The organism is Leptospira sanjuanensis (assembly GCF_022267325.1).
GTDB lineage: Bacteria > Spirochaetota > Leptospiria > Leptospirales > Leptospiraceae > Leptospira > Leptospira sanjuanensis.
On record NZ_JAIZBG010000001.1, the window covers coordinates 1,234,146 to 1,254,956 of the forward strand.

22 protein-coding genes are annotated in these 20,811 nt (G+C 45.3%); 16 read left to right on the forward strand and 6 right to left on the reverse strand.

Annotated features, from left to right (window positions below; all coding sequences use genetic code 11):
• The first annotated feature begins 1 nt into the window (after position 1).
• From plsX to LFX25_RS05660, 13 genes are all read left to right on the forward strand, one after another.
• Positions 2 to 1,009, forward strand: a complete 1,008-nt coding sequence (plsX, locus tag LFX25_RS05600) for a phosphate acyltransferase PlsX (protein WP_238729354.1) — start codon at positions 2 to 4, stop codon at positions 1,007 to 1,009.
• Between the two features lie 355 nt (positions 1,010 to 1,364).
• A complete protein-coding gene (locus LFX25_RS05605) occupies positions 1,365 to 1,838 on the forward strand; it encodes a DUF4303 domain-containing protein (protein ID WP_238729355.1) in 474 nt (157 codons plus the stop codon).
• A gap of 106 nt (positions 1,839 to 1,944) precedes the next feature.
• Positions 1,945 to 2,436 carry a hypothetical protein gene (locus tag LFX25_RS05610; protein ID WP_238729356.1) on the forward strand — a complete coding sequence of 164 codons (492 nt, stop codon included), beginning with the start codon at positions 1,945 to 1,947 and terminating at the stop codon, positions 2,434 to 2,436.
• 865 nt (positions 2,437 to 3,301) lie between these two features.
• A complete protein-coding gene (locus LFX25_RS05615; RefSeq protein WP_238729357.1) occupies positions 3,302 to 3,646 on the forward strand; it encodes an ArsR/SmtB family transcription factor in 345 nt (114 codons plus the stop codon).
• Positions 3,646 to 4,089, forward strand: a complete 444-nt coding sequence (locus LFX25_RS05620) for an arsenate reductase ArsC (RefSeq protein WP_238729358.1) — start codon at positions 3,646 to 3,648, stop codon at positions 4,087 to 4,089. Before LFX25_RS05615 ends, LFX25_RS05620 begins: the two co-directional genes overlap by 1 nt.
• A 6-nt stretch (positions 4,090 to 4,095) precedes the next feature.
• The gene (gene arsB, locus LFX25_RS05625) at positions 4,096 to 5,145 is read left to right on the forward strand and encodes an ACR3 family arsenite efflux transporter (RefSeq protein ID WP_238729359.1); all 1,050 of its coding nucleotides are present in this window, start codon (positions 4,096 to 4,098) and stop codon (positions 5,143 to 5,145) included.
• Positions 5,145 to 6,434, forward strand: a complete 1,290-nt coding sequence (locus LFX25_RS05630; protein ID WP_238729360.1) for an ATP-grasp domain-containing protein — start codon at positions 5,145 to 5,147, stop codon at positions 6,432 to 6,434. Before arsB ends, LFX25_RS05630 begins: the two co-directional genes overlap by 1 nt.
• A gap of 201 nt (positions 6,435 to 6,635) precedes the next feature.
• Positions 6,636 to 7,400, forward strand: a complete 765-nt coding sequence (gene fabG / locus LFX25_RS05635; protein ID WP_118955413.1) for a 3-oxoacyl-[acyl-carrier-protein] reductase — start codon at positions 6,636 to 6,638, stop codon at positions 7,398 to 7,400.
• A gap of 510 nt (positions 7,401 to 7,910) precedes the next feature.
• Positions 7,911 to 8,144, forward strand: coding sequence for an acyl carrier protein (gene acpP, locus LFX25_RS05640; RefSeq protein WP_000753030.1), 234 nt, complete (start codon positions 7,911 to 7,913; stop codon positions 8,142 to 8,144).
• A 54-nt stretch (positions 8,145 to 8,198) separates the two neighbouring features.
• Complete coding sequence (rnc, locus tag LFX25_RS05645) at positions 8,199 to 8,942, forward strand: ribonuclease III (protein ID WP_238729361.1); 744 nt, start codon at positions 8,199 to 8,201, stop codon at positions 8,940 to 8,942.
• 56 nt (positions 8,943 to 8,998) lie between these two features.
• Positions 8,999 to 9,463 (forward strand): NUDIX domain-containing protein, encoded by a 465-nt coding sequence (locus LFX25_RS05650; RefSeq protein WP_238729362.1) that lies wholly within the window; start codon positions 8,999 to 9,001, stop codon positions 9,461 to 9,463.
• Entirely contained in the window at positions 9,460 to 10,551 is a 1,092-nt protein-coding gene (gene aroB / locus LFX25_RS05655; RefSeq protein WP_238729363.1) for a 3-dehydroquinate synthase, read from the forward strand. Before LFX25_RS05650 ends, aroB begins: the two co-directional genes overlap by 4 nt.
• Positions 10,551 to 11,432 carry a mechanosensitive ion channel family protein gene (locus LFX25_RS05660; protein WP_118955409.1) on the forward strand — a complete coding sequence of 294 codons (882 nt, stop codon included), beginning with the start codon at positions 10,551 to 10,553 and terminating at the stop codon, positions 11,430 to 11,432. The genes aroB and LFX25_RS05660 overlap by 1 nt, the downstream gene beginning before the upstream one ends.
• 67 nt (positions 11,433 to 11,499) lie before the next feature.
• On the opposite strand, the gene pyk is transcribed toward LFX25_RS05660, so the two are convergent.
• Positions 11,500 to 12,927 carry a pyruvate kinase gene (gene pyk, locus LFX25_RS05665; protein ID WP_238729364.1) on the reverse strand — a complete coding sequence of 476 codons (1,428 nt, stop codon included), beginning with the start codon at positions 12,925 to 12,927 and terminating at the stop codon, positions 11,500 to 11,502.
• 103 nt (positions 12,928 to 13,030) lie between these two features.
• Here pyk and LFX25_RS05670 point away from each other — a divergent pair, with 103 nt between their 5' ends.
• The 3 genes from LFX25_RS05670 to LFX25_RS05680 are packed head-to-tail and all read left to right on the forward strand — an operon-like array spanning position 13,031 to position 15,864.
• Entirely contained in the window at positions 13,031 to 13,936 is a 906-nt protein-coding gene (locus LFX25_RS05670) for a histone deacetylase family protein (protein ID WP_238729365.1), read from the forward strand.
• A 1-nt stretch (position 13,937) separates the two neighbouring features.
• On the forward strand, positions 13,938 to 14,753 hold the full coding sequence (locus LFX25_RS05675) for a hypothetical protein (RefSeq protein WP_238729366.1): 816 nt from the start codon (positions 13,938 to 13,940) through the stop codon (positions 14,751 to 14,753).
• Position 14,754: 1 nt separating this feature from the next.
• Positions 14,755 to 15,864 (forward strand): SpoIIE family protein phosphatase, encoded by a 1,110-nt coding sequence (locus tag LFX25_RS05680; protein ID WP_238729367.1) that lies wholly within the window; start codon positions 14,755 to 14,757, stop codon positions 15,862 to 15,864.
• A 9-nt stretch (positions 15,865 to 15,873) separates the two neighbouring features.
• On the opposite strand, the gene LFX25_RS05685 is transcribed toward LFX25_RS05680, so the two are convergent.
• The 5 genes from LFX25_RS05685 to LFX25_RS05705 form a co-directional block, all read right to left on the reverse strand.
• Positions 15,874 to 16,083: a BrnA antitoxin family protein gene (locus LFX25_RS05685; protein WP_238729368.1), complete on the reverse strand. Its 210-nt coding sequence runs from the start codon at positions 16,081 to 16,083 to the stop codon at positions 15,874 to 15,876.
• Positions 16,080 to 16,370: a BrnT family toxin gene (locus tag LFX25_RS05690; protein ID WP_238729369.1), complete on the reverse strand. Its 291-nt coding sequence runs from the start codon at positions 16,368 to 16,370 to the stop codon at positions 16,080 to 16,082. Before LFX25_RS05690 ends, LFX25_RS05685 begins: the two co-directional genes overlap by 4 nt.
• Before the next feature lie 47 nt (positions 16,371 to 16,417).
• Positions 16,418 to 18,226, reverse strand: a complete 1,809-nt coding sequence (locus LFX25_RS05695; RefSeq protein ID WP_238731513.1) for a hypothetical protein — start codon at positions 18,224 to 18,226, stop codon at positions 16,418 to 16,420.
• A gap of 29 nt (positions 18,227 to 18,255) precedes the next feature.
• On the reverse strand, positions 18,256 to 18,741 hold the full coding sequence (locus LFX25_RS05700; protein ID WP_238729370.1) for a putative lipoprotein: 486 nt from the start codon (positions 18,739 to 18,741) through the stop codon (positions 18,256 to 18,258).
• 61 nt (positions 18,742 to 18,802) lie between these two features.
• The gene (locus LFX25_RS05705) at positions 18,803 to 20,743 is read right to left on the reverse strand and encodes a glycoside hydrolase family 36 protein (RefSeq protein WP_238729371.1); all 1,941 of its coding nucleotides are present in this window, start codon (positions 20,741 to 20,743) and stop codon (positions 18,803 to 18,805) included.
• Positions 20,744 to 20,811 lie beyond the last annotated feature (68 nt).

Below are 20,811 nucleotides of genomic sequence, written 5' to 3' on the forward strand. Positions count from 1 at the left end.
TATGATGTGGGTCGCCGTCGATGTAATGAGCGGCGATTACGGGCCGGAAAAGATCATTGAAGGCGCCGTAAATGCCGTTAACCAGGATGGGGCAAATGTCGTCCTGGTCGGCAAAGAAGAAGAAATCGGGGAGATCCTCCTCAAATTCGAATACGACACAAACAAAGTAAGAATCCAGCACGCATCGGAGATCATCGATATGAACGATTCTCCGTCGATCGCAGTGCGAACCCTTCAGGATTCTTCCGTCGTTCAAGCCACACAACTCGTAGCGGATAAAACCTGCGTCGGAATGTTTTCTCCGGGAAACACGGGCGCAACCATGGCCTCGGCTCTTTTGTATCTGGGAAGAATTCCCGGAGTTCTTCGTCCTCCGATCGCCGCTCCGATTCCCCAAGAAAACGGACCTCCTATGCTCCTCGTGGACGCGGGTGCGAACGTGGATTGTAAGCCGGATTATCTGGCGCAGTTCGCCGTTATGGGAGAAATTTATTCAAAGCTAATATTCAATATTTTGAATCCGAAAGTCGGAATTCTTTCCAACGGGGAAGAAGACAAAAAAGGGAACACGGTTTCTTTGAAGGCTTTCGAGATGATCAAAAAACTTCCGATCAACTTTGTCGGAAACGTGGAAGGGCGGGATCTCTACGGAAGCGGAAAGGACGTGGACGTTGTAGTATGCGACGGATTTATCGGGAACATCGTTCTAAAAGCCACGGAAGGCCTTTCCAAATCCATCTTCAACGTGTTACGCGAAAGCATCAAACAATCCAGTCTCGCTCAAACGGGTGCTCTTTTACTGAAGCCCACGTTTGCCGCGATCAAAAAACGTCTCGACTACGCGGAATACGGCGGAGCCTTGTTGCTCGGAGTGGACGGAATCTGTTTAATCGGTCACGGTTCGTCCAACGCGCTTGCGGTTCAAAGCGCGATCCGAGTCGTGAACGTGTGCGCCGGACATCAGATCAACGATCGAATCGCGGCCGATCTCAAAAAATACAATATCTGATTCGAGTCGAATTATCTTTCTGCGTTCCTCATTATAAAAGGATTCCCTTCTCTTCCGAATCAAGAAGATCATAAATATTTCTCTGCGACGTCTTTGGACCTTTTGAGATTTCTTGACTCGCTTTTTCGCAACGCACAATTCGTTTCTCAATGCGACATCCTCCGAAAGCGTACATAACTTGTTTCGTCGTTTGCGGGCTTAAATTGCAAACGAAACGTTCCTGCGACGAACGCGAGTCTTTACAACAGGCCTCGTAAAAGAAGAATTCTTTCCGACTTTTCGGAACCAATCAAAAAAGATTCAAAAAATAATCCGACGGTTGTAGAACTTTCAGAACAAAAGCAGGATGGGCTTCATGTTTGACGTAAAAAAAATGGCCGACTTTGCTCAGGCCGAAATTGAGAAATTTTCCCGCGAACACCAAGGGGAAATCTTTTACGCGTTTGCAATCGACGACGGTCGACTTTGCCTCAACTCGGTAGGTCACTTTGAAAAGGCGCTCCGAGAATTTGCGACACAATCCCCCCGTTACTACGATTCCCCCGAAAAAATAAGAACTTTACGCAACGATCCGAACGGATGGGCGTATCACGGTTTCGCCTGTTTTCGTACACTGAACCGCGGTTTTGAAACTCCGTTCAACGAAGCGCTTTGCAATCAACATGCCGAGCTCGAATCGCAAGATAAGGAGAAAAGTCAATACCGGCTTGCGATGAACGCGGTTCTTGAACTCTTGAAAGAAAGAAACGCTTTCGATTCTCTCCGAACAACCAAGGATTTCAAAATCGAAAAATCCGATTTCGATTCCAAAGCCCCGGCGTACCGCTGAAAACCGAGGGGGCGGATTCATTCGTCCCCTTTTCTAAAACCGCGCTATTTCATTCCGATAATAAAAAGAATATTAAATTATTAAGCGAAGTGGAGAATTCCCGTTCATGACCGAAATCAAAAACAAACTCGACCGAACTCTCCGGATCGACGTAATCTTTGCGGTTCTCTTTTTTCTGGTGAGCTCGAAATTTCATTCTTTTTTAGGAATGCACGAGAACATGGAGGCCGAAGACTTCGTTCGCGTCAAATATGTGATTGCGGTTTTCGCTATCGGGCTTCTTTTTTTTGCTGCAGTCGATATCGCGCTGCTTTTGGAAAAGAAAATCGATCGAAGACTGAGAATCCTCGTATGTCTTCTCGCATTCGTTTGTATTTTCGCCGAACTCGCATATTATTCGAAATCGATCCGATTCTTTTGGGACTTATTCGTGCAAACCTCCGCCGATTTGGAAGCGGGGCAGCCGATGTGGGAAAGTATGAGATCCGAATTCAGACAGATCTTTTCCGTGGTCGCGATCGGTTTTTTCGCTCTGAGAACTTTGATTCGATTGATCTGGAATTTTTTTTGGTCGAAAGCGATCCTTGCTTTGGATTGATTCGAGTCGTAAAGAGATTCGGCATTCTTACGCATAAGAGTATATAATAAAATACTTATGAAGATAAGATCATTGGGAAGACGCTTCAATCGTCAGGTGCCGCTATGGTCGATTCTTGCGTTTGGAGCGTTTGGTGTTGCATGTACGTATGTGGGTCGATCCGAATCCGTAACCGCATCGAAAACTTTGACTGAAAAACATCGATGTCTTGAGGCGATTCGTTCATTGAAAGATTCCGGTGAAACGTCTGCGAAAGAGAACTCGGATCCAAAACAAGTCGAAAACGAGAAAAAGAAAATCCTGGATTTTATCAAGAAGGAATGGAAAAGAACAGAGGAGGCTCTTCCGGAGAATCAGATTGTTCGGTATGACGTTTCCATCGTTGACGGCTTTTATTGCGCGATCGCGGATAAAAAATTGAAAAAAGACGCTGAAGATTTGTCGCTTCAGTGCGGGATCGAATATGTTTTTAAATCGAACCCTTTTCAATATCTTTCCGTTCAAATTCATGCTCCCCAATGTCCGCCGGAATCCTAGATGTCCATGAGAACAGTCAAAGCCACCTTTGATGTTGAAAAAAATTTTTAACCGTTACAAGGAGGAATCCGAAGCGTTTATATGCGATGCGTCTGTTAAGAAATCGTTCGTTGAGAATTTTAATGGAAAGAATCGGTTTGCGGCTGGAATTCTCAGCCGATTTTAATCGATCGCAAAAAGAAAATCACCTCAATGCAAAAGAGGGAAAACAAAGAGTTTAGGAATGATTCGATAATCGAGTCGATTCCTCATCCAAAATCCTATGCCGCGCTCATCAAGATCTAGAAAATTGACTTGCTTTTATTATCGTATATTTACGATATACAATATGGCAGTCAATAAGAAGACGGAGTTTTCGGCTGATACGAGATCCTTGGCGGATTTCTCGAAATCCTTTGCGCATCCGGCTCGCCTCGCAATTTTGCAGACGATCGCCGAGCGAAAGGAATGTATTTGCGGAGAAATTGTAGAGGTTTTGCCCTTGGCGCAAGCCACGGTTTCGCAGCACCTTCGGGAATTAAGAGGGATCGGTTTGATCAAGGGTGAAATCGAAGGAAATAAATCCTGCTATTGTATCAATTGGACTCGTTTAGAAGAGTTCGAATCCGATGTTGTTTCCTTTTTCAAAGATTTAAAACGTTATAAAACCTCAATGGGAGAGGATTGTTGCTGATGAATAAACCGAAAATTCTCGTTTTATGTACGGGAAACAGTTGTCGAAGCCAAATCGCCGAGGGTTGGCTCAGGTATTACGCGGGAGACAAGGCCGACATTTACAGCGCTGGAATCGAAACTCACGGAGTCAATCCGCGCGCGATCGCCACGATGAAAGAAGCCGGAATCGACATTTCGAAACACACTTCCAACCATATCGACGAATATCGTAATTTAGATTTTTCTTATATTCTTACCGTGTGCGATCATGCAAAGGAGAATTGTCCTTATTTTCCCTCCAAAGCCGAGCGTTTTCATCATAATTTTCCCGATCCCGCAAAGGCTACCGGTACGGAAACGGAAATCCAGGAGGAGTTTCGAAAAGTCCGGGAAATGATTCGCGAGTATTCGCTGAATTTCCTGCGAGAATTGAATTTGATTTCCCCTTCGGCTAAGGATTGAGGGGAGATGGGTTCTAAATTAAGTTTTGTCGATCGTTATCTTACGTTTTGGATTTTTCTTTCGATGGGTGCGGGTGTTATATTCGGAAAAATATTTCCCTCAGCGGAGTTGGCTTTCAGCCGACTTTCCATCGGGACAACGAATGTTCCTTTGGCGGTCGGTTTGATTTTGATGATGTTTCCTCCCCTTGCAAAAGTTCAATATGAAAAAATGAAGGAAGTTTTTTCCAACGTTAAGGTGCTATCGATCTCCCTTTTTCTGAATTGGATCGTGGGTCCGTTGCTGATGTTTGCTCTGGCGAGTATTTTTCTGGCCGATTTTCCCGAATATAGGATCGGTTTGATCTTAATCGGTTTAGCGCGATGTATCGCGATGGTTATCGTTTGGAACGAGTTAGGCGAGGGAAATCGAGATTATGCCGCCGGTTTGGTCGCATTGAATAGTCTTTTTCAAATATTTTTCTACAGCTTTTACGCCTACTTTTTCATTTCGATTTTACCGGCTTATGCGGGTTTGGAAGTTTACGAAATTCATTTGACCATCGGGCAGATTGCGGAAAGCGTTCTGATCTATTTAGGAATTCCTTTTTCTTCCGCGATTCTTGTACGTTTTACGCTACTTCGTTACAAAGGAAAAAAATGGTACGATGAAACGTTTATTCCGTTCGTTTCACCCGTCACTTTGATCTCGTTGTTGTTCACCATTTTCTTTATGTTTAGTCTTAAGGGAAATCTGATTTTCGAAATTCCCGCGGACGTCCTGATCATCGCCGTACCGTTGATATTCTACTTCGTGATTATGTTTATGATCAGTTTCGGGATCGGGAAAATTATGAAAGTGGAATATTCAAAAACGACTTCCATCGCGTTCACTTCGGCGGGAAATAATTTCGAACTCGCGATCGCAGTCGCGATCGGTGTTTTCGGAATCGCAAGCGGCCAAGCGTTTGCGGGAGTCATCGGACCTTTGGTCGAAGTCCCCGCTCTGATTCTCTTGGTTCGAGTCGCATTCTGGTTCCGCAAAAGATGGTTTTCTGCACCCGCGGAGGTTCTGTAATGACAACGATCTCGCAACTATTCAACCGCGAATGCCAATGTGTTACGCTTGAAAAAAAAGTTTTAGAGAAAACGTTTCATTCTAAGATCTTAGAAGCCGAAGGCGCCGAACATTTGGATGTGAGCGCGTTATCTGAAAGATTCTTTTCACCAAGCGCCTCCTTTTTGGATCCGAACGAATTGAATGCGATTCAGACAACCGTTTCCACGTTTCAGAAAAGTTTAAAAAACGAGATGGTTCGTAAGCGGCTTCTTCGGGATTTCCCAGAGGCATTAAAGCATCGTTTTTCCGAGGGCGGTGTTTTCCTTAGTTTCGATTTTCATCTTACCGATCAAGGTCCGAAACTGATCGAAATCAACACGAATGCAGGCGGAGCCTTTTTACAAAAGAAGCTCGTGGAAGCGCAACAAGAATGCTGTGTTGAAGTTCGAGACGCTCTTCCCAAAAAAGAGGAACTGGATGCGATCGAATCCGATTTTTTACAAACCTTTCTTCAGGAATGGAAGGACGCTGGAAAACCGGACCGACCCAAATTCATCGCGATCGTGGACGAAACACCCCAGGAACAATTTCTTTATCCCGAATTTTTACTATTCCGAGAACTCTTTATCAGTCGCGGAATCGATTCCGAAATCGTTTCGCCCGAAGCCTTTCAGACGAACGAAGAAGGTTTTCTTTTCGTAAACGGAAAGAAGGTCGATCTGATCTACAATCGTCTCACCGATTTTTATCTTACCGATCCCGGCAGTAAGGCGATGCGCAGCGCTTGGGAAAAACAAACCGTCGTTGTGACCCCGAACCCTCTCGACTATGAACTCTACGCAAAAAAGACGAACTTGATTCTCTGGAAAAACGATTCCTTCCTGAATGATGCGGGAATCCCGGAAGAGGATCGAAAGATTCTCGATAACACCGTTCCCTTTACGGGATATGCGAAGGACGTGGATCCGGACACTCTCTGGGCAGAAAGAAAGAAATTCTTTTTTAAACCGACATCCGGCTACGGAAGTAAGGCCGTTTATAGAGGAGATAAACTCACCAAAGGAACGTTTCAGGAAATTCTTTCCGGAAATCATCTGATTCAGGAAATCGTCCATCCTTCGGAAAGAATTCTTCTGAATGCGGACGCGCAACGGGTTCCTTATAAAATGGATTTAAGAGCGTACGTATACAAAGAGAGAATTCTTCTTTTGGCCGCCCGATTGTATCAAGGTCAGACGACCAATTTCAGAACTCCGGGGGGAGGTTTTTCTCCCGTTTATGTTTTGGGTAATAAACCGTTGGATTGAAAACGTGGTAGTTCCCACACTTTTAATAAGCGGTAAAACCTTGTAAACCCGGCGGTTTTATGGACTTTCTAAAATTGGACGTCCGATTTCAAATAACCAGAACGTTCGTTCTGTTTCCTTGCCGTAAAATGCGGAAAACTCCCTTGACCCGCTATTCGAGCGAAATACTTTAGCCGCAGAGAACCTGAATAGGAAAGAATTATGATCGATTTAAAAGGTAAAAATGCCGTAATCACCGGATCCGCAAGAGGGATCGGAAAGTCCACGGCTTTAACTCTCGCAAAAGCGGGAGCGAATATCGTAATCGCGGACCTCAACGAGGAAGCCAGCAAAGCGACTGCGGAAGAAATCGCAAAACAAACAGGCGTGAAAGCCATCGGAATCGGAACAAACGTTGCGGACGCGGACTCCGCGGCAAAAGCGATTCAAGCTTGCGTGGATGAATTCGGAACTGTAGACGTTTTAGTAAACAACGCCGGAATCACCAAAGACACTCTTCTTATGAGAATGAAAAAAGAACAATGGGATGCGGTTATTGCGGTTAACCTTACAGGAACTTACAACTGCACTCAAGCTGCGATTAAGTTTATGATGAAAAACCCGAACGGCGGTTCCATCATCAATCTTTCTTCGATTGCCGGAGTAAACGGAAACATCGGACAAACCAACTATTCCGCTTCCAAAGCGGGTGTGATCGGTTTTACAAAAGCTGTGGCTTTGGAAATGGCTTCTCGTAAAGTGCGTTGCAACGCGATTGCACCGGGTTTTATCGCCACTGAAATGACGGAAGCGATTCCTGAAAAAATCAGAACTGCCATGGTTGCGGCGATCCCGTTGAAAAGAGCAGGACAACCGGAAGACATCGCGAACACGATCGCATTCTTAGCATCCGATATTTCTTCGTTCATTACCGGTCAGGTAATCGAAGTAAACGGCGGTGGCTTTTTACCGGGCGCTTCCGCATAAGAACTTCCAATTCTCCATGATTCTTTCACTCGTCCAGGAGTGAAAGAATCCCTTTGTCCGTATTTCCATTCATTCGTTCGAAAAAAAATCACAAGTGCCGTCGGTACCTTTCTTTTGTTCTTTTAAAAAGAAATCTTTTCCGGTTTTCGTTTTTCTTTTTAAAATTAGGATTCGGAAAGCGGACCGTTACGAAGGTTCTAATGTGACAATCGATTACGAATCTCCAAAATTTCACTTTCATCGGCGAAATACATTTTCATTCGGTCTGAATTGTACGGAGTCCTGAACGAATTTTTTTCGTTCCGCAACGGATCGCTTTCAATCGATAAAAAACCGATTCGAAAAATAAAAACGAATAAACAATTTAAAGGAGTTTTTTTCTGAAAAAAAGTATATTGGCTTGCCAAATATTTTCGGAATTAAATCTATAAAATTCGGTGGATTTTATATCCGCCTGGCTAAATCTAACAAAAAATCATCATACCACCTAAATGTGGTACGGAGGAAACAATGGCAGACTTTGAAAAAGTTAAATCTATCATCGTAGAACAACTTGGAGTGGATGAATCTGAAGTTACACCTGAGGCTCACTTCATAGACGACCTCGGTGCAGATTCTCTGGACACGGTTGAATTAGTAATGGCTCTCGAAGAAGAATTCGGAATCGAAATCTCTGACGAAGACGCTGAGAAAATTCAAACTGTCGGGGACGTAACTAAGTTCATCGACAACCTCAAGTCCTAATCGTTTGAGACTTTCCGGGTTCTTCGCGGAACTCGGAATTCTTTTTTCCTTCCTTTGGTCCTTAAGAAAACACAACCTTCCTCCTCTCTCAAAAACCCGGAACGGGTACAAACTCTTCAGAAACTTTCCAAAAAGATCGGAATCAAGTTTTCTAAACTAGAATATTATAATACCGCATTCATTCATAGTTCCTATAAGAACGAAAATCCTGAGATCTTGGAAGACAACGAACGTCTGGAATTCTTAGGCGATTCCGTGTTAGGCCTTGTGGCCGCGCGTTCGTTATTTCAAAAATATCCGAAAGCGAGCGAGGGAGAATTATCCCGCATCAAATCGAGAATCGTGTCGACTCCGATCCTCAATTCCATTTCCGAAAAACTCGACTTAGGCGAATACCTTTTGCTCGGGAAAGGGGAAAAAAATTCGCAAGGCAAAGGCCGTCGTAAACTCTCCGCGAATCTTTTTGAATCACTTGTAGGCGCGATCTATATGGATCTCGGTTTTGAAGCGGCTGAAAAATTCATTCTCAAACATTTAATAGAATTTGCGGAAAATCCCGAAAAAGAGGAATCTGTCAGGGACTACAAAACGCAGCTCCAGGAATATTCCCAAAAACACTTTAAGGTTCTTCCCATCTATCGTCTCAAAGGAGAATCCGGTCCCGATCACTCGAAAGTCTTTCAGGTTTCCGTTCGGATTCGGGATCAATGGGAAGCGAGCGGCACAGGCGTCAGCAAAAAGGCGGCGGAACAAAACGCGGCCAAAGAACTTTACAACAGGATTCAGAGAGGATCGTAGAAAACATTCCTTTCCAAATCAAGATTCCTCGGATCAAAGGACGACAATCTAAGTAGATGGATTTTTTCTTTAAAAAGAAAGGAATGAGAGTCAGAGTCGCCGCTCTGATCGAAAACTCGCAGAACGAAATTCTTCTCATTCAACAAAAGAAAAAGGATTCTTATTATTGGCTTTTGCCGGGCGGGGGAATCGAGTTCGGGGAAAGCGCGGAAGACGCTCTCAAAAGGGAACTGAGAGAAGAACTTTCTCTTGAAATGAAATCGGCGTCTTTTTTACTCTTAAATGAGTCCATAGAACCCGGCGGGAAAAGACATCTCATCCAACTCGTCTTTGCGGTGAGCGTCAAAAAAGAAGTTCCCGAACTCAACTTGAAGGAAAAGGCGATCACGGGTTTCGGTTATTTTTCTCCGGCGGCGGTCCGTGAAATGGATCTTAGACCCGATATCAAATCCTTTCTGCTGGCAGGGGATTTTCAATCGGCGCCGTTTATCAAAAGCACCTGGGTATCAGAAAAAAAATGAGTCTTATCGAAACCGTTACCGTGAACACGGAACACAAATCCGTTCCGGTTCAACTTCACTCCGATCTTTCCGGCTTATCGGAAGAAATTTTAAAACTTCCGGGAGTTACGTCCGTATTCTTGATCACGGAAAGATCGATTCATTCCTTGTATTCCAAATATCTGGAAAAGGAATTTTCCTCTCTCGGAATTCCGGTCAAAGAGATCTACGTCAAAGGCGGAGAAAAATCGAAACATATCAACCGTACCGGGGAAGTATATAATAAACTCATTGAATACGGTGCGGATCGCAAGTCTTTAATCCTCGCCTTCGGAGGCGGGGTAGTCGGCGATTTTGCGGGTTTTATCGCGTCCACGTATTTGAGAGGAATCCGATTCGTTCAGATTCCGACCACACTTCTCGCCTGCGTGGATTCTTCCGTGGGCGGAAAGGTGGCAGTGAACGCCGATCTCGGTAAGAATATGATCGGTTCGTTTTATCAACCCGAGTTCGTGTTCGCTCCTTTGTTCGCTTTGTCCACGTTGCCCGCGCGCGAATGGAGATGCGGCCAGGCGGAGATCATCAAACACGCGCTTCTTTCGGGCGGAGAATACTGGGAAAAGGTAAAAGCGCATTCATTCAAGGATTTGAATGTGGATTCGGAGGTTCTTCCGTATCTGATCGCGGAGTCGGTTCGTTTTAAGGCGAACGTGGTTTCGAGCGACGAAAAGGAAACGGGCTTAAGAAAGATCTTGAATCTCGGACATACGACCGCGCATGCGATCGAGTCGGTAACGAAGTATAAGAAATATTCGCACGGAGAAGCGGTGGGAATCGGCCTTGTAACCGCACTTTTATTAAGCGAATTGAAATCCGGTCTCGATCCGGTTATCACGCAGGAAACGATCGATACGCTGAAGAATTACGAACTTCCGTTTCAGACGAAGCTGAAATCGAAGGAACTCGCGAAACACATGTTACACGATAAGAAGAACGTGGGCGGTTCTATCCGTTTTGTTCTTCTTGAAAAACCCGGTTCTCCGGTGTTCGATATTCCCGTAGAATCCAGGGATATCGTATTAACCATCCGCAAACAAAAAGGTCTCTGATGGGTTTCGAAATCGATTTTCTGAAAAGTATCAATCCGTTTATTCTTCTAAAGTTGAACGAACGTAGCCTTGCGGAAGAATTGATTTTAGTCGTTTATTTCATCATTTTCCTGATTCTTTCCTACAAAGTCATCATAATCGTTCTCGATTTTTTCAAACCTACGATCGACGTCACCTCCCGTTACAATAGAAGAAAAATGGCCCGTATGTCGTTCGTCATTTTGGGTCTTGTAACTCTTTTGCCCGTCGTGTTCTCCGGACTTTCTTATTTGCCCACGGTGATGGGTCTGGCCGGAGCCGGTATCGTCATTTCGTTGAAGGACATCACGCTGAACTTCGTGGGTTGGTTTTTTATCCACGGAAGCAACGGTTTCGAAGTGGGGGATCGTATCGAAATCGAAGGGGTTCGGGGAGACGTCATCAATATCGGGATGAATCGGTTTACGTTGATGGAGATTTCCTCCGATCCGAAGTCGGATCAATCCACGAACCGTCTCGTTCATTTTCCGAACCATTTCGTGATTCTGCGTCAGGTGATCGTCGTAAAGGATAAGATGAACTATGTCTGGGACGAGATGAGAATTAAGATTCCGTACGATTCCGATTTCGAAAAGGCCGAGGAATTGCTGAACGGAATCATCCGCAACAACGCGATCATCGATCAAGGGGAGATCGATTATACTCTTCAAGAGCTTTCCAAAAATTATCTGGTCCGATTGGGTAAAACTTCTCCGATCGTTTATCTTTCTTTGGAAGAAGGGGGGATTCTTTTTTCTCTGCGTTATTTGACCCACGTCCGGGAACGGCGCGATATGAAGACGAAGATCTCGCATCAGATCCTCAAGGAATTCAAACAGTTTCCTGGAATTCGTATTTTATAAAATTCTAAACTTAGAAAACGTGCGCTGGAGTTATCCGGGGTTCGATGACTCCAGGTAGCCGTTGCCCTCAGTGAATCTTATAAATCTGTAAAAAGTCCACACTGCGTACGGTCGCTCCCGGCGCTCCGGAAAGAATCACGATCTTATCTCCCGGAAACAGGAACTCGTCCTCTTTCAGTTTCTGATTCATATACGCGATCATGTCTTCCAATCTGGTAAAGAACGGCATGACGAACGGAATCACTCCCCGATAGAGTTTCATCTTTCGCGCAGTCGTTGCAAACGGAGTAAAGGAATAGATCGGAACTTTCGGACGCATTTCCGACGTGATCAAGGCGGAATAACCGCTTCTCGTAAAGTTCACGATCGCTTTGGCGTGAATTCCATGCGCGATTTCCCGCGCCGCGTTTCCGAGAGCGGTACGTTCCGATTCCAAAAATGTTTTTTTAATATTCCAATGAATCTCGTAGATATGATCGATGGTTTCGGTTTCTTGAATGATCTTGGACATGATCTCCACGGATTCTACGGGGTAATGACCGCTCGCCGATTCCGCGGACAACATCACTGCGTCCGTTCCGTCCATCACGGCGTTGGCTACGTCGCTCGCCTCCGCTCTTGTCGGTCTCGGATTTTCGATCATCGACTCCAACATTTGCGTAGCGGTGATCACCGGTTTGCCCGCTTGGTTGAGTTTGTAGATCAGTTCTTTTTGAAGGATGGGAACTTTTTCGGTTTCGATCTCCACTCCGAGATCTCCTCTCGCGATCATGATTCCGTCCGCGCGTTCGATGATCTCGTCGATGTTTCCGATCGCCTCGGGCCTTTCGATCTTTGCGATCAGTCCCGCGTATGTTCCTTCGAGAAGGGAACGCGCTAACTCCAAGTCGGCTCCTGTTCGTACGAAACTAAGCGCTACGTAGTCTACGCCGAGAGAAAGTGCGAACTTCAAGTCCTCCACGTCCTTTTCGGAAAGGGCGGGTGCGGAGATCGGCGTTCCGGGAAGATTGATTCCTTTGTTGCTCCACAAAATCCCGCCGACGATTACCTTCAAAACGGCGGAATCCGATTTTTTCGACGCGACTTTCAAGACGAGTTTCCCGTCGTCGATGAGAATCTTATCTCCTTCCTTAATGTCGCTTATCAGATTGGGATAAGTGCATCCGATCGTGTGTTCGTCGCCTTGATATTCCGCGTCGGGAACGATCGTAATTTCCTGGTCTTTATGGAGAAGAATGGAATTGAGTTTTAATTTTCCCGTTCGAATCTTCGGACCTTGCAGATCGGCCATAATCCCCAGAGGAAAACCGGAGATTTGCTCGCATTTCCGAAGCGTGTCGTAAACTCTTTTGTGGGATTCGTGCGTGCCGTGTGAAAAATTCATTCGGGCTATATCCATTCCCGATTTGAGAATGGAAAGAACGGTTTCTTCGGAAGAGGAGGCCGGACCGATCGTGCAGACTATTTTGGTTTTTTTCCCGTTCAGGATTTTCATGAACGGCAATTGTAGACAAACGCCTTCCGTTGTTCCAGCGAATATTTCCTCTTTACGAACGGAAACCGGAAAATAGAATGAACCAAAAATAGGCGTCCTCTCCTTGGAGAAGCAGTTAGAACGAATTGGTTTGGTGTATCACCCGGATTATAATATGGATCTGGGTCCTCATGTATTTCCCGCACGGAAATACCAGATGGTTTATAATCTCGTAAAACAAGATCCGAAACTCGCGGAACTTTATATCTATAAACCAGATCCCGCTAAGGATAAGGATCTAGCGTTAGTTCACACCAAAGAATTCTTAAAGGATTTTTTCTCGCTCAAGCTCACCGAAAGAACGCAGAATTCGGAGCTTCCGCTCACCAAACAAATCGTACATAGCTTCGTATTAGCGGTCGGCGGAACGATTCTTGCGACGGAATTGACCGAAAAATACAAATTCGTTTATCATATCGGAGGCGGCTTTCATCATAGTATGCCGGATCGCGCGGAAGGTTTCTGTTACCTGAACGACGCGGCCATCGCGGGGAAGCTGTTTCAGAAACAACATCCGGGTAAAAAAATTCTTTTTATCGATTTGGACCTGCATCAAGGAAACGGAAATTCCGTCGTATTTCAGGAAGACCCGGACGTCTTTACGTTCTCCATGCACCAGGAAAATCTATATCCAAAAAAGGAAAAATCGGGACTCGATATACCGCTCGGAGAAGGAACGGACGATAAAAAATATTTGGAACTTCTGGAGAAGTCTCTGAACGGCATTCGATCCGAGTTCAAACCCGATCTGATTTATTACATCGCGGGCGCCGATCCGTTCGAAGGCGATTCGCTTGGAGATTTGAAACTTACGTTCCAAGGTCTGCGTAAGCGGGACAAAATCGTGCGAGACTTCGCATTGGCATTGGACGCGCGCACAGTGATTCTTCCCGCGGGCGGATACGCGAAGGACTTTCACGATACGGTGACGATTCATTACAACACGATCAAAGTGTTTGCGGCCGAGTGACATGAGTATCTTTTCTGACTCGGATAAGAAAAAAGGAAATCCCGGATTTCTAGAAAGTCAAGAACTCGGGATGATCGACATCTCGAAAGAATTTCATACGTCTCTCGGAATCGAGAACAGTCTCTTCAATCGATTCACAGCGGAAGAAGTCAGGGAGATGCTCGAAAGCGCGGGGATCTTCCGTACTTTACAGGCAAGAGGTTATAACGACTACGAGATATCCTTGGACGGAATCTCCGATATGGACAACCGCATTTATATCAAGGAACCATCCGGCGGGATTCTCGTTCACATGCGTCTAAAATTTTCCGACTTTCAGTTTAAAAAGCTGGATCAATCTTATAAGCTCGTTTATATTGACTGGCTCTTGACCCAGAACCTAAAGATGAAAAACATGAAGGCCAAAAAGAAACTCTATCAGGGACAGGAATATCCGGGTCTTTCTCTGATGAACGAGATCACCGGTTTTATCCGCATTCTCGCCACAAAGATGGGAGCGTACGGCGCCTTTAACATTCCGGAATACTTTCACGACGCGGTATTATTTCATAAATCCTTTCAGTTCGTGGACCCCGAAAAGGAGGGGAGATTCCGTGCGATTCTTCAATCCTTCAGCAGAACGAATCTCCGAGAATTGAGCGATCAGATTCACACGGAAAAAATCTGTGACGCTTCCTCCGGAGAAGTTTATGTTTGGAAATACGGGGAGATGGTCTCCTGCATCAACAGTTATCTCGAATCGGCGCTTTTCGACGAGGAATATTACAGAAAAGTGAATAAGATCGTTTCGGGAACCAAATACATAAGGAAAGTTTAATATGGCGGAGTTTTCCCTAAGACCGGAAATCATCATTCTTGACGACGACAGGGACGTAGGCGAAACCCTCGAACTCATTCTGAGCAAACTCGGATATCAGAGTGTGTTTTTCGATTCCGTCGAACAGGGAAAACAATATTTCGAAAAGGAACGGAATCCCATCGTGTTTCTGGACATTCACATGCCGGGAACGAGCGGTCTTGACATTCTCCCTTACTTCAAAAACCTGGAAGCGAAAACCCAAGTCATTATGATGACCGGAGAACGCGACATCAACAATGTAGTCACTTCTCTTACCCACAAAGCCAGCGACTTTTTGTTGAAGCCGTTTTCCATTCAGACGGTCCAAATCGCGATCCAAAGAGCATACGATTATTATACTATTCTAAAGGATAAGGATTTGCGCGACGAGGTGATTATGCGCGATCTTCGCCTTGCGTCGAGAGTTCAGGGAAAGATTTTTTCGATTCCGGACGTAAGCCCGTACAAGGTGGAAGCCGACGTGACTCCGGTTTCCTTTGTCAGCGGCGATTTCAACGTAGTGCTCAAAAAGGAAAAATCGGTTCTATTGCTTCTCGGAGACGTGGAGGATCACGGCGTTACTTCCGGATTGATCGCCCTTTTGATGACCACCTTGGCTCGGGAAGAATTTAAGACTTCGGACAATCCGAGCGAAATTCTAAAACGAATGAACCACGAACTCTGTCTGAATATCGGAACCCATAGTATGACGGCCGCCTGTGTGATGTTGTTTCCGGACGAAAAGAAACTCGTTTATGCGAGAGGAGGACATCCATTTCCCGTTCACTTCCACAAGGACGGATTTTCTTTTTTAAAGGAAAAGTCGGGACAACTTCTCGGGATCTTGGAGGACGTCGATTTTCCAAGTCACGAAATCGGTTTTACGGAGAAGGACGTGATCTTTCTTTTTTCGGACGGAATCATCAACAACCTTAGTCATCCTCTCATCGAAGAATTGAATCAGATTCATAAGTCCGGCCCGGACCCGTTGAAACGTATGAAGAACGCGCTCGATACGTATGTTCGTTCCGCGATTCCTTCGCGGGAATACAGGGACGACGCTTCCTATATTCTTCTGGAAGTTAGATAAGGATTAAAATTACTTCCAAGAAAGATCGATCTTTTTATGTTTTGAAGCGCATTCCGCTAAGTATAAGTTGATTAGATTCTGATAGGGAATTCCCGTTTGATCCGATAATCCTTTGAAGTATCCGATCGTATCCACATCGACTCGGATCGTAATAGGTTTTTTTAATTTCTTTAGATAGGGATTCTTTTTTGATTTTGAAAAATTGTATTCTTTTCTCATAATAATTCCTTGTATTGTTTCGTCTCGGTTTTTGTCGCTTTCCGTGCGGAAATGATTCGAATCACATCTTTAGACGATCGATAACAATGAGATACCATCAATAAATTGAATCTATAACTGAATCCTAGGATAATGAATCGATCTTCATCTTGTGAGTGATCCGGATCGTCGATGATTCTCGCTTTTTCGTCATAAAAAACGGTTTTAGCCTCCTCGAAAGAGATTCCGTGCTTTTTGAGATTCAATTTGTTTTTGCCGGAGTCCCATTCGAATTCGATAAAAGACATATTTATATTGTCAATATATCATAAATATAAGCGGATTCAATCAAATTTCAGTCCTCGTCTTGAAACCGGAAAAGTTCTTCCGGGATTTCCTTCATGCCGACGGAAGGAAACGTTCCTTTTCGAATATTAAAAAAAACGAATTCAGGAAAACTGAAAAAGAGGGATTGAAATCCTTTTTGAAACCGTTCGCCTTTGTCGAGCGGAGAAGTGAAGATTCCCGCCGCGGTCATTCCCAAACCTGCGAATAGATTCACGGTTCCATAGACCGGACGTACCCAAAATACGTCGTCCGTGAACATCGGAAAAAAATGATCTTCCCGATTCGTTTTGTAGATCGAAGAAGTGAATGTGAAGGATTCACGAATAGAAGTTTTCCAACCCGGATTTTGTCGCCGGAGTTCCTCCAGTTTCTTTCTTCGATAGGAGAGAAGGGTTTCTTCCCCTTCCGTTTTCCAGTGTTCGGAAACGGAATAAGAAGCATGGAACGGAATGAATGCGAAGGAATATCGAAAGTCGATCGGTTTACCGGGAAACTTCGTTTCCTGTTTTTCGAACGAAGTTTGAACGCTTTTTACGATTTCGGTCGTGCAGTTTTCAAAGAGAAGATGAAACGGATAGAGTTTTTTTAATCGGAAGTGATATTCCTTTTCCCGTTCCTTGGCGAGTTTTAGATATCCGGCAAGGATTTCGTCCGAGGGCAAACGCATCGGAATCAAAAACCGTTTTTCCCTTTGCGGAAGAAGTTTTCCCGAAGTCACTCGAACGGGAATTGCGGTTTCGATTCCTTCGCGGAGTTCGTAGGCGCGGTTGGTCGCGTCTTCCCAGATCTGATATTCCTTTTCGGATAACTCGCGTAATGCGGATATTTTTTTGCGGGCGAGCGAAACGACGGCCCAGGTTTCTTTGGAAAGATGGTCTAAAGCCTCTTTGTCGTTTTCGTCTTCCTGATACACGATGGGGGATTCTTCCGGAAAAGTGGATAAAAACACGGGTCGTCCGGTGCGGATACTTTCTTCGATCGCGTGCAGCCTGCCCAATACGACGAGGGCGCTGTAGGCCCAGCCGGGATCTTTTTCAGCGAGGATTTGGACGAGGGAATCGGTTTGTTTGATGCGGAATCTTTTCAACAGTTCGATCTCTTCGGCAGTTAATGATTCCTGCATATTCAAAATTTTGAATTCAGAATCGAGCCCCCATTCTTCCTTTAGGATTTGGCAGAATGCGATTCCTTCGAGTACGTCCCGCAATCGTAAATAAGAACCCGGTTTGAAAAAAGGGAAACCGTCTCGAGTGAGTTTGGACGGCAACGGAGGAAATTCCGGATTCATCAGTTCTCCGTTTTCGGAAAGAACCGCGTCCTTTAGGGTTTTTTCCAGATCCCTCAGATAATTCTCCCCAAGATCGGTTGCAAGGCGCGATTTTAGTTCGTTTGCGAAAGGGGATCGATCGCGGGAATCGAAATACGCCGTTGCACGCAGTCCGATTTTCTTTTCGGGAGAATTCAATTCCTCCAGGAACTTGGTTTCCTTTTTGAGAGTTTCCAGATTTTGAAGATGGCGGAATTGAACGAGATACAAGCGGTTGAGTCCGCTTTCCAGAACGGAAATTTCTTTCCCGGTCAATGCGAGTCTGGTAAGAACGCTCGTTCGGTTGGATACGATGTTATAGCTGAACGCGAAGTCGTCATACGATTCCCTCACCAAGTGAAAGATATCGTCGGGAAAGAACTGATAGTGATATACCTTGTTTCCGATTCGGATTCCGGTATGTCCTCCGCTGGATTGTCCGGTGTTTGCGTCTACGTAGATGAAATCGACGGTGGTAGGTGCGGAAAACAGCCCCGCAGGAAAGAGCAGGGCCGTCGCAAAGAGGAAGCGAAAAAATCTCAGAGCTGATGATATCCTTTGCGGATGGATTCGACGACTTCCGGTTTAGCGCTTCCCATTTCGGAAACGAACTTGGAAAATTTTTCCTCGTTTACTCCGGCTTTTTTGAGTCCGCTTCCGATTCCGAGATACGTTACGCGCAACGCCTTCCAGTTGGTCAGTCCGTTTTGAAGCGCAAGTGTCGAAAGATCGTTTTTGAATTCGATTTCCTGAAATCCGTTTTCTACGTGCATCGCGGTCAGATCGCGTACGTCTTTGAGATACGCTTTTTCTTTTTTCTCATCGTCTCCGGAAGAAGAGGAAAAGATGGAGCTGATCGAACCGGAAATCGATTTTACGGATTTGGAAAGACTTTCCAAAGAATCGGAAGACTTGCTGAGAGAGTTGATTCCGGTCGAGATCGATTCGAAAATAAAACAGTGATTGAGGCCGATGATAAAAAGTCCGGTTGTTAAAGTCATCAGCAGCTTTCGAGTGCGTTTCATCAGATGGATTCTCCGTTGAGTTGTTTTTTCGGAAGGAATTTTACAACTTCCTTCCTTCGAGTCAAACAACTTTTGCGGTTTGTAAAACGACGGAGCCGAACGCGGGAAGTTTTAGTTTGAGAATTCCCGTTCTGGATGAATACTCGAAGTTTTCAGGAACCTTTCCGGTCCAATAATCCGGGAATTGTTTCAACTTCGATACGAACGGAACTTGGATTTCGATCGTAGTTTCTTCCTCGCTCGGATTCCACATTCCTAAAAAGCCTGCCGGATTATAAAGCGCCGGTGGAAACAACCCCGATGCGATTCCAACCGGCAGAGGAGTTTTGGTTCTGCACTTTGCTCCGAGTTCCAGCGTCTTTTTCAACAAGGCCAGTCTATCGTCTCCGATCAGGGAAAGGTCGTCGCTGACGAGAATCATTCCTCCGCTCACGGCCATCACGCTCGCCATCAATTGGGTCTGTGCAGCGTTCATCTGATTTTTGCTTTCGCGTACGAGCAGACAATCCGGATCGTTGTACCAAAGAGTTCTGTGCATGGAAGAACGGGTGATGTCGTTGATCAAGGCGCGTTCCGTACAAAGCGCGTGTTTGTCTTTTACGAGAATCCGCTTCTTTTCCCTTCCCCAAAACGGAGCGACGTCGCAGCTGATCCGCATCGCGTCGAATAACCCGATCGAAGGATAGATCGGCGCCCCGCATCCCAAAAGAAATACGTCCTTGCCCACGACTTTTCGGATAAAGCGGATCGTGTCCGCATAACGTTTGTGAGGCGAGATTCCGCGGTCGTAGGTCCATCCGGGAAGAAGGGCGGCGTACAGAAAGTCGAGTTTGAGATACGGATATCCGTACTCTTTTACGAGGGTTTTAAAGACATTCTCCAGAAAATCGCGGGAAGTCGGATGCGTGACGTCGATTGCATACGTGTAATCCATTCCCCAAAGAGGATTCCAAAGCGCGGGCACCGGCTTTCCGTCCCGATCCTTGAGAACGGCTTCGGGATATTTTTGATAGAACTCGGATTTTTTCCGGACCAAAAACGGTGCGAGCCAAATTCCGGGCGTGAGTTTTTCTCTTCGGATTTCCTCGGCTAAAAGCCTCATTCCTCCGGGGAATTTATCGTTGGTCGTGAGCCAATCTCCGATCTCGTTCTGATATCCGTCGTCGATCTGAAAAAATTGGATCGGCAACTTCTTCTCTTTGACGAGAGCGAGATTTTTCAGAATGATCTTTTCGGAAATTTTCGTGTAGTAGTGATACCAAGAACACCAGCCTGTGGGAACCGGCGTAGCGGACAATTTTACTTTATGAGCTTTTCCTAATTCGCTAAAATACTTTTTTAAGTAAGCTTCGGGTGAAATCGTAAATCGGGAAACTCCGACGGGAGTCAAAAAAAGTTTATTCCCGCGAAAATCTTCGTAACGGTAAAAATCATAGATCAACGAAACTCCGGATTGGGAAATCCAGGTTTTCTTTTTGGAATTTTCCAATTCTTCTTTCCGCTCAGAAGAAAGAACTCGAAACTTGACTCCTTGTTCTCCGGGACCGGTCGCTCCCACAAAGTAATGCGGTTCTTTGGTCGAAGAAATCAGAAGCAGCATACCTTCGCTGTGCCAATCTCCGCTTTCGTTGGAAGGATGTGTGTAGATGTTTTCCTGAGAATACTGAAGAAAATCGAGTTTGGGAGATTCGTCCGGCTCGCTCAGCGAGTGAACCGCCGAAAGGCTCCAGGATTGATATCCGTGTTGAAATACCTTCGGCTCCGTCAACGCGTGCGGAGGAAGTTCGATTTCCAAGGTAAGGATTGCCGTTCCGGCCTTGGGTCTTTGATCGCCCACCCATTCGAGAACCGGCTTGAATGTTTCATTCTTTCCCGTTTTTTTATGACCGAGCGAAAGCGAGAAATTTCCGCAATCGCTCTTGGTCTTCGCTTCCTTTCCCGAAATTTCAAACGAGGACGAATAAAAATCCTCATAGACTTTGTAGTTTAAAATGGCTCTCATGTTTCTCTAAGTGTTTTGAGTCGTTTTTCTTTTTTCGATCGGGAACTTTTTAAAATTCCGGCGGCCTT